This window comes from Streptomyces sp. NPDC005728 (assembly GCF_040630895.1).
GTDB lineage: Bacteria > Actinomycetota > Actinomycetes > Streptomycetales > Streptomycetaceae > Streptomyces.
In genome coordinates this window covers 52,819-61,228 of the sequence record NZ_JBEXYL010000059.1, presented here as the reverse complement: position 1 = coordinate 61,228, position 8,410 = coordinate 52,819, and the positions used below count along the sequence as shown (strand labels likewise).

At 65.0% G+C, this 8,410-nt stretch carries 8 protein-coding genes and 1 pseudogene; 6 read left to right on the top strand and 3 right to left on the bottom strand.

The window, feature by feature from the left end; genetic code table 11:
* On the bottom strand, positions 1–230 hold a 230-nt coding region (locus ABZ471_RS31650; RefSeq protein WP_359071195.1), incomplete at its 3' end, for a DUF5937 family protein.
* Between ABZ471_RS31650 and ABZ471_RS31645 the strand changes: the two are divergent.
* A pseudogene (locus ABZ471_RS31645) lies at positions 118–960 on the top strand (IS5 family transposase). The gene ABZ471_RS31650 and the pseudogene ABZ471_RS31645 overlap by 113 nt on opposite strands.
* 260 nt (positions 961–1,220) lie before the next feature.
* Entirely contained in the window at positions 1,221–2,090 is an 870-nt protein-coding gene (locus tag ABZ471_RS31640) for an IS5 family transposase (protein ID WP_359071193.1), read from the top strand.
* 234 nt (positions 2,091–2,324) lie between these two features.
* Here ABZ471_RS31640 and ABZ471_RS31635 read toward each other — a convergent pair whose 3' ends face one another.
* Together ABZ471_RS31635 and ABZ471_RS31630 are read right to left on the bottom strand one after the other, a co-directional pair.
* A complete protein-coding gene (locus ABZ471_RS31635; protein ID WP_359071191.1) occupies positions 2,325–3,134 on the bottom strand; it encodes a 3-deoxy-manno-octulosonate cytidylyltransferase in 810 nt (269 codons plus the stop codon).
* Positions 3,135–3,168: 34 nt separating this feature from the next.
* The gene (locus ABZ471_RS31630) at positions 3,169–3,390 is read right to left on the bottom strand and encodes a hypothetical protein (protein WP_359071189.1); all 222 of its coding nucleotides are present in this window, start codon (positions 3,388–3,390) and stop codon (positions 3,169–3,171) included.
* Between the two features lie 144 nt (positions 3,391–3,534).
* Here ABZ471_RS31630 and ABZ471_RS31625 point away from each other — a divergent pair, with 144 nt between their 5' ends.
* From ABZ471_RS31625 to ABZ471_RS31610, 4 genes are all read left to right on the top strand, one after another.
* Positions 3,535–4,650 carry a tyrosine-type recombinase/integrase gene (locus tag ABZ471_RS31625; RefSeq protein ID WP_359071188.1) on the top strand — a complete coding sequence of 372 codons (1,116 nt, stop codon included), beginning with the start codon at positions 3,535–3,537 and terminating at the stop codon, positions 4,648–4,650.
* Positions 4,647–4,973 carry a helix-turn-helix transcriptional regulator gene (locus tag ABZ471_RS31620; RefSeq protein WP_359071187.1) on the top strand — a complete coding sequence of 109 codons (327 nt, stop codon included), beginning with the start codon at positions 4,647–4,649 and terminating at the stop codon, positions 4,971–4,973. Before ABZ471_RS31625 ends, ABZ471_RS31620 begins: the two co-directional genes overlap by 4 nt.
* Before the next feature lie 1,235 nt (positions 4,974–6,208).
* The gene (locus ABZ471_RS31615) at positions 6,209–7,273 is read left to right on the top strand and encodes a hypothetical protein (protein ID WP_359071185.1); all 1,065 of its coding nucleotides are present in this window, start codon (positions 6,209–6,211) and stop codon (positions 7,271–7,273) included.
* Positions 7,274–8,044: 771 nt separating this feature from the next.
* The gene (locus ABZ471_RS31610) at positions 8,045–8,389 is read left to right on the top strand and encodes a hypothetical protein (protein ID WP_359071183.1); all 345 of its coding nucleotides are present in this window, start codon (positions 8,045–8,047) and stop codon (positions 8,387–8,389) included.
* The last annotated feature ends 21 nt before the right edge of the window (positions 8,390–8,410 follow it).

The window sequence follows — 8,410 nt, the reverse complement described above, 5'->3', positions numbered from 1 at the left end:
ACGTCCCCGGCCCAGCCGGCGAGCTGCGGATGATGCCCGGGCTCGGCCAGCACGTGCAGCATCGCGGTCAGTTCGGCCAGCGGGGAGGCGGCGAAGCGACGTCCGTATCCGAGTGATCTGTCCGATGCCCGTTGGGAGTTGATCGAGCCGGTTCTCGCGGCCTGGCGTTTCGAGCGCCGTGGCAGGGCCCTGGACTTCGGCCGGCCACCTGAGCACGACCTTCGCGAGATCATGGACGCGATCTTGTATGTCGACCGGACCGGAGTCCAGTGGCGCTATCTCCCGCACGACTTCCCGAACTGGAACACGGCCTACGGCTACTTCGCCAAGTGGGCGGACCAGGGCGTGTTCGCCCAGCTCAACGGCCTGTTCAGGCAGCTCCTGCGTGAGAAGGAAGGGCGGGATGCCGAGCCTTCCGCCTGCGTGATTGACGCCCAGAGCGTGAAGACCTCCATCAGCGTCCCGGCTGCCGGCCACGACGCCGATCTACCGCCCATTAGATCGTCGGCAGGAAGCGGAGCATCGTCACCGACACGCTCGGCCTTCTCCTCGCGGTGCTGGTGACCGCGGCGAGTGTGCAGGACTCCGTCGCCGGCACCGCGTTGCTCGACCAAGCTGCTGCCGCCCACCCCAGCATCCGCAAGGTGTGGGTCGACGGTGGGTACCGCCAGCACCTCATCGAACACGTCGCGACCCTCGGTATCGACCTGGACGATCACCGTCCGCAAGACCGGGACCAGGGGCTTCACCCCGATACCGAAACGCTGGGCGGTCGAGCGGACCTACGGATGGCTCACGCTCCACCGGCGCCTGGCCCGCGACTACGAAACCCTGCCCACCCGCTCCGAAGCCGTGATCCACATTGCCATGACCGACCTCATGGCCCGCCGCCTCACCGGCGAGAACACCATCTCCTGGCGCGACCCGAAGAAGGCCACCAGACCTGCTATTCCGGGATGAAACAACGGACGAAAACGACCTCTTAGAGGTCGTTTTCACCTGTATCGCCTGGATATAGGGCGATTCTTGGAGTGTGGGATTGCGGTGCGCAAGAGGTAGCGGGGTGTGGTCGGGGCCTGTGGGACAGGCGGGGTGACAGGTGAGGCGGGATGTGGCTTGTTCCTGTCTCATCCCAGGACGTCCGATCTTCGTGGCTGTGTGCTTCTGTCGCCGCTGCTGTGCGCCTGGGCGCACTCGGTCCGCGGCGATACATCACGAGCATGGCGAAGCGGCGTCCGTATCCCAGTGATCTGTCCGATGCCCGCTGGGAGTTGATCGAGCCCGTGCTCTCGGCCTGGCGCTTCGAGCGCCGTGGCAGGGCCCTGGACTTCGGCCGGCCGCCCGAGCACGACCTGCGAGACATCATGGACGCGATCTTGTACGTGGATCGGACCGGCGTTCAGTGGCGCTACCTCCCGCACGATTTTCCACACTGGAACACGGTCTACGGCTACTTCGCCAAGTGGGCGGACGAGGGCGTGTTCGCACAGCTCAACGGCTTGCTTCGGCAGCTCCTCCGGGAGAAGGAGGGGCGGAATGCCGAGCCGTCGGCCTGTGTGATTGACGCCCAGAGCGTCAAGACCTCCGCCAGCGTCCCCGCCGCCGACCAGGGCATCGACGCTGGGAAAAAGATCGTGGGCAGGAAGCGGAACATCGTCACCGACACCATCGGTCTCCTGCTAGCCGTGCTGGTCACAGCGGCGAGCGTGCAGGACTCCGTCGCCGGCACCAGACTCCTGGACCAAGTCGCTGCCGAACACCCCGGCATCCGCAAGGTGTGGGTCGACGGCGGCTACCGCCAGCACCTCGTCGAGCACGCGGCCACCCTCGGCATTGACATGGAAATCACTCAACGCAAGCCCGGGACCAGGGGATTCACCCCGATCCCGAAACGCTGGGCAGTCGAGCGGACCTACGGCTGGCTCATGCTCCACCGACGTCTCGCCCGCGACTACGAGACCCTGTCCGTCCACTCCGAAGCCATGATCCACATCGCCATGACCGACCTCATGGCCCGCCGTCTCACCAGCGAGAACACCGTCTCCTGGCACGACCCGACATCACAGATCAAACGACAGATTCCGGGATGAAACAACGGGAGAAAACGACCTCTTAGGCGACGGCGCTCCCTCGTCCTCGATAGGCGGTTCGAATCATCTGAAGAAGTCGTCCGAGGCTTCGGGAGTAACGGCCAAGGCACGAGGGCGACCAGCTCGCCGGGATGCTATACACCGCGTGGATGCGTCCCGGCGTTCACCTGATGCCGGTCGAGGAGTATCGACAGACGGGGCGTCCCTGGAAGTACGAATGAGGATCTGATCGCGTCACACGGGTGCAGACCGCCCTGCGGTTTCACGAGTGAGGATCGCTCCGCCGTACTGGTTGAGGAGGCGCTCGGCTCGCGCCAGATCCTCCGGGGTGTCTATCGCTACACCGCCGTCCAGGACAGGGACCATCTGCACGGCGTGGCCATGCTCGACGAAGCGGAGCATCTCCACACCCTCGGAGCGTTCCAGGGGCCCTTGCTGAAGTTGTCGGAAGCGCTGGAGAGCCGGGCCTGTGAAGCCGTACAGACCCAGCTGGCGGAGGTACTTCGGTCGGTCGCCTTTTGGATAGGGAATGGGCTGGCGCGAGAACATCAGGGCCTCGCCTCGGGCCGTGACGACGACCTTGACGACGTTGTGGTCCAGGACGGCGCCGACGTCGACCAGCTCGGTGTACGCGTTCACGGCGAACGTGCCCGGCGGCGTGTACTCCAGGGCCTCGGAGACGTCGTCGATGGCGGTCGGCGAGATGAACGGCTCGTCGCCCTGGACGTTGATGTACCCCTCTGCCGGCAGGCGCTCGGCGACCTCCGCGACGCGGTCGGTGCCGGTGAGGTGCTCCCCGGTGCGGATGCATTCGATGCCCAGTTGGCGGCACGCCGCCTCGATGCGTTCGTCGTCCGTCGCCACGATGGCTCCGTCGAGGCGTTTGGCCTCCAGGCAGCGCTGGTGGACGTGCCAGAGCAGCGGCTTGTCGCCGAGAAGGGCCAGTGGTTTGCCGGCGAAGCGCGAAGCACCCCAGCGGCAGGGTATGACGGCGATGTGTCGGCGCGGTTTGGCGCCGGTCGGCTGGGCTGTGGTGGCGGCCACGGCGTCCTGCTGGTGGTCGTGTGAGAGTGGGGCTTCAGGTGAGCTGGGCGAGCTTGGCGCGGACGGTGGGTGAGGCGGCGCTTGTGAACGGCCGCCACTCGTAGCCGTCGACCTCATCTTCTTGAAGCGTCACCGTGTGTTTTGTACCGAGTTGGAAGGCCCAGCGGAAGTCCACGTGGTGGTGGGCTGGCTCGTTCTTCGACGGGTTCGCGTCGATCGTGTGCACGTCGATGTCGAGAAACGGGATGAGTTGCATTGGATGCAACATTCCGTCCGGTGGCGAGGACGCTATTTTGGCTGCTCCGGCGCGTCGATGGAAAGGGGTAGGTTGAAGCGGCGTGGCCTTGACCTGGGGTGCTGCGTATTGATTCAACAATGTTGCACCTGATACATCAGCGGCGTGAGTGCGACAGCGCCGGGTTCGGCTTCCCTTGTCCTCGCCCGGAATGTGGTTCATCTGGACCCGGCGGCCGCGGTGTTCAAGGCCATACTCGATGGGTGGGCGAGGCAGCAGTCGGCTCGCTTTCTGAAGAGCTCGACGATCGACCCGCGGCGGCGGCTGATCGAGCGGTTCGAGGAGTTCACCGGGCTCTACCCGTGGCAGTGGACGCCAGCGGAGGGCGAGGCATTCATCGCAGACTTGCGAGGTGGCCAGACGCCGATCCAGATGTCGACCGCCCGCGGCTACGAAGTCATCATCAGCCTCTTCGTCGAGTACCTGAGGGACAGTCGCTACGACTGGCTCAAGGTCTGCGAAGAGCGGTTCGGCGAGGTGCCTCAAGAGGTCTTCCACGAAGGCAACTCGGTGATGCACACGGTCGAGTACGAGGGAGACCCTCGGCGCCGGCCGCTGACCTACGACGAGGTCCAGGCCCTGTTCGACGCCGCTGACGCCCTGCCGTCCAAGATCCGCGGACAGGGACGCAAGGGCGCTCTGACAGCGATGCGGGACGCGGCCGTCATCAAAACCGTCTACGCCTTCGGCATCCGGCGAACTGAAGCGTCGCGTCTGGACCTCGTGGACCTGCGGCGCAACAGACAAGCGCCGGACTTCGGGAACTTCGGTTCGATGATGGTGCGCTTCGGCAAGTCGTCGAAGGGTGCTCCGCCGAAGCGGCGGATGGTCCTGACCGTCCCGGAGATGGACTGGGTGGTCGAGGTCCTGAAGCACTGGCAGGCCGAGATACGCCCACATCTGGTCCCAGGACGCCACCCGGCGCTGTGGGTCACAGAGCGCGCGGGGCGCCTGTCGCCTCGGTCGATCAACTCCGCCTTCACCGCCGCACGCGAGGCGGCCGGGCTGGATCCGGATCTGGACCTGCACTGTCTTCGCCACAGCTACATCACCCATCTCACTGAGTTCGGATATCCGGCACGATTCGTCCAAGAGCAGGTCGGGCACTCTCACGCATCCACGACGGCGATCTATATGGGAGTGTCGAACGAGTACCGTAACAAGCTGCTGGAGGCGGCGTTGAAGAACCGACTGGGCGACGTCTGGGACGTGACCGCGTGATCAAGAAGATGGGATACCACTGGCAGCTGCGTCAGCTGATGACCGAACGCGGCATGTTCCAGACCACCGACCTGGTTCCCCTGCTCGCCGAACGCGGAATCCAGCTCTCGCGCGAACAGGTCTACCGCCTGGTCACCCAGGCCCCGCAGCGCATGAGCATGGACACCCTGGTGGCCCTCTGTGACATCCTCGACTGCGCACCCAACGACCTCATCAAGCCCGAAGTCGTCAACGTCCAGGTCCGCAAGACCGCTGGCGGTGACTCCGACGTCGCCCCGCCCACGCAACCCCGCCGGACGGTCGTCCGCCGCCCCGGCACGTGAGCGACCCAGTGAGCCGGCCCAGCCGGGCCAGACCGCGAGTGCGGCGCCACCAGGCCGAACTGGCAAGCCGCAGAGTCGACTTGATACGCCACCTCCAGGCCATTGCCGGATCACAACTCACCTCCAGCGACGCTCAGCGCATCCTGGAGGCAGCCAACGCCTGGGAGCCTCGGCCCGCCCGAGCTCTGGCCGCCCACCTGGCCGAACACCCTGACGCGCTCACCGCACCGATATCCCACAGCCCGGCAGCTCTTCCCAGGCTCCTGCTGGAACTGGCTGCGGCAGGCTACGTCGTCGCCAGGCTCGCATGCGCACGCTGCGGACGCACCGACGACCCATTGCCTCGCAACTCGCCCGTCGGGCGCCTCTGCAACTGGTGCGTCGAACGTGACCGCCTTCAGCAGTGCACCCGATGCGAACGTCAAACTCGCATCCACAGCGGTACGGCAGACGGCCCGGTCTGCCGCTCCTGCTTCCAGAAGGACCCCGTCAACCACCGTCAGTGCGACCGCTGCCAGCGACTTCGCCCCACCAGTCGGCGCCCGGACGGCACGAACCTCTGTTCCTCCTGCAGCCCTCGACCCAAACGCGCCTGCATCCGCTGCGGCACCGTCGCCCGTGCCAGCACCATCACAGCCGCCGGCCCGATCTGCCCCCGCTGCTACGAACGGCCGACGCGCCCATGCGGCATCTGCGGACAGAACACCACCATCAAGATCCGTGCCACGGACACGAGCCCCGACATCTGCGAGCCGTGCTCGCGCCACCGCACCGCGGTCTGTGAGGAGTGCGGCCATCAACGCCGAGGCACTATCCGCAGAGGCGGCACCTTCCTCTGTCACAGCTGCCGGCCACGGACGCCTCGGACTTGCGCTGACTGCGTCAAGTCCAAGCCTGTGATCGCGACCTACCGGGTCGGCGTGCTCTGCAGCACCTGCTACCACCACCGCCGACGCAACCCCCGAACTTGCGTCGAATGCGGCAACACCCGCATAGCCGCGGGACGCACCTTGGAGGGCGGGGACCTCTGCGGCCCCTGCAGCGGACGCCCTGACCTGCACACGACCTGCAGACAATGTGACTACCCCGGAGACATCTACGCCAACGGCCGATGCACCCGTTGTGCCATCACCGACCGAGTCACCCGACTTCTCGCCGGCCCCGATGGCGCGATCGCCCCACCGTTCCAGCCCCTTGCCGACGCACTCACCCAGGCGGAGAAGCCCTGGTCGGTCATGAACTGGCTGCGGACCAGCGCCGCAGCTGGGCTCCTCGACAAACTCACCATGGAGCACACCGAAATCAGTCATGGGCTCCTCGACCAGCTGCCTCAGAGCACCGTCACACGCAACGTCCGGCACCACCTCGTCACAACCGGAGCCCTCCCCGAACGCCACGAGACTCTCGCCCGGCTCGAACTCTGGGCCAGGGCCACCCTCGAAGCCCTGCCCCCATACCAGTCCCGGATCGTCAGCCCCTTCGCAGAATGGCACGTCATCAAGGACGCCCGCCGCCGAGCGGAGCGCGGACGCTACACCCCAGGCGCCGCCACCGCCGACCGCGGCAACATCCGAGCCGCGATCCTCTTGCTGAACTGGCTCGACCAGCACCAGCTAACCCTCCCGGACTTGCGCCAGGAAGACCTGGATGTGTGGCTTACGCAGAACCCCACCCGACGGAATGCCGTCAACTCCTTCGTCCGATGGCTCACGAAGCGAAAGCTGACCCGACCGCTCGAGACACAGCTCGCGCGCAAGGGATTCCCTGCGAACTTCCAGACGGACGACGAGCACGAGAAACAGCTGCGGAGATGCCTCACAGACGAGGCTCTGCCCCGAGAACTCCGCATCGTGGGAGCCCTGATCCGCCTCTACGCACTCCCCATCGTGCGCATCAAGGAGCTCACTACCTCCCAGTTCCACCAGAACGACGCGGGCGCCTTCCTCACCATCGATCGCCACCCCGTGCTGCTGCCTCCGACGCTGGCCCGGCTCATCAAGGCCCACATAGCCAGTCCGCAGGCCAGCTCGATGCTCAAGCCCCGCGCGTCTTCCGGGTCCGACTACCTTCTCCCTGGTCGGCACGCAGGTCGCCCCCTGAGCGCCAGCCACATCATCAAGCGGCTGCGGAACCACGATCTCCCGACCCGTGCGGCACGCAACACGGCAATGATCAACGCCATCACCGAGCTGCCGCCGATCGTGGTCAGCGACCTCTTCGGGCTCTCGGCCGCCACGACCTTCCAGTGGGCCAAGTTCGCCCAACAGAACTGGACCGACTACCTCGCGCTCCACGAATAGTGCAGGCATCAGGTCCCTTCTCCAGCCAAACGGACTATTCCGAATGCGCGTGCGAGTCTGGCGTTGCACTCTCAGGTCTTCCTCAAATCGTGCCCAGCGTTCAGCGTGTGCCTGCACGATTTGGTCTATGACATCTTCGCAATGGAGTATCGGTCGTGTGCTTGCCCGCTGGAAACTCGCTCTAGTTCCTGCGGGCTTCTCAATCATCCTGTATGGGAACGATCTTTATGGTGGCCCCCATCTGCGTCTCGGTTGGGTTCTATTTATCGCTGGCTGGGTTATCACAGTCAGCGGCATGCCAGCCTGGAAGCGGTTTGTGGATGAGGACCCACTTCGTGCGGGGTATGAGAGATATGTCTGGGTGGTGTTCTTCCTGGTTCTATTCCTGGCAGGACCTGCTTATGTTGTTTTCACGGCTGTCGTCCGAGCGGCCCATGCGGGTGACTACCGCACTGCCGCAACATCGCTGGGCCTGATCTATCTCGTGCTTCCATTGATCGTGCGGTGGGCTGAGCCGAAGGACTACACCTTTGCGCGGCTCCCCAGTCATATTGGGCGAGCCAAATTCTTTCGCACCGTCGCCAACACGGCTGGTATTGGCGCAGTCGGGGCGTTCCTTGGCGCACGCTTTACCGCTACCTATCCGGCGCCGCTTATTTCTACCGTCTTGACTCTCATGGTCACCATGGTTGTGGTCACGCAAAGACTTTTGCGCGGGCACGGAAGCTCTGCACGCAGACCTGCGTTGACGTGCAGGCTCTGCTTTGGGCAATGGACGAGTTCGATGATGCGAAAAGGCAGGACAAGCCGGCGAGGGGACTGACGGATTGGCGGCGCTGGCGTTGCAGCCGTCAGGGGAAAGGCGCAAAGCACGCTGATAAGCAGATGGTGGCTCGCCAGAACTGGGATGCTCTCAAGCTCGACCTCTGTACCACCGTAGACAGCGGCTACCGGCTGTTCGGGCTGCCGCTCCTTACCAGGGATGAGGTGGACGAGTTGGAGAGGGAGGTGCTGGTTGAGATCAAAGCCGCCGATCCCACGGCCACTGCCTCGGCGCGTAAGAACCTGCATGCCATCCTGAAAGCGTGTGCTGGACGCATCGACGTCTTGGCCTAGTAGCTCTATGCATCGGCGCCG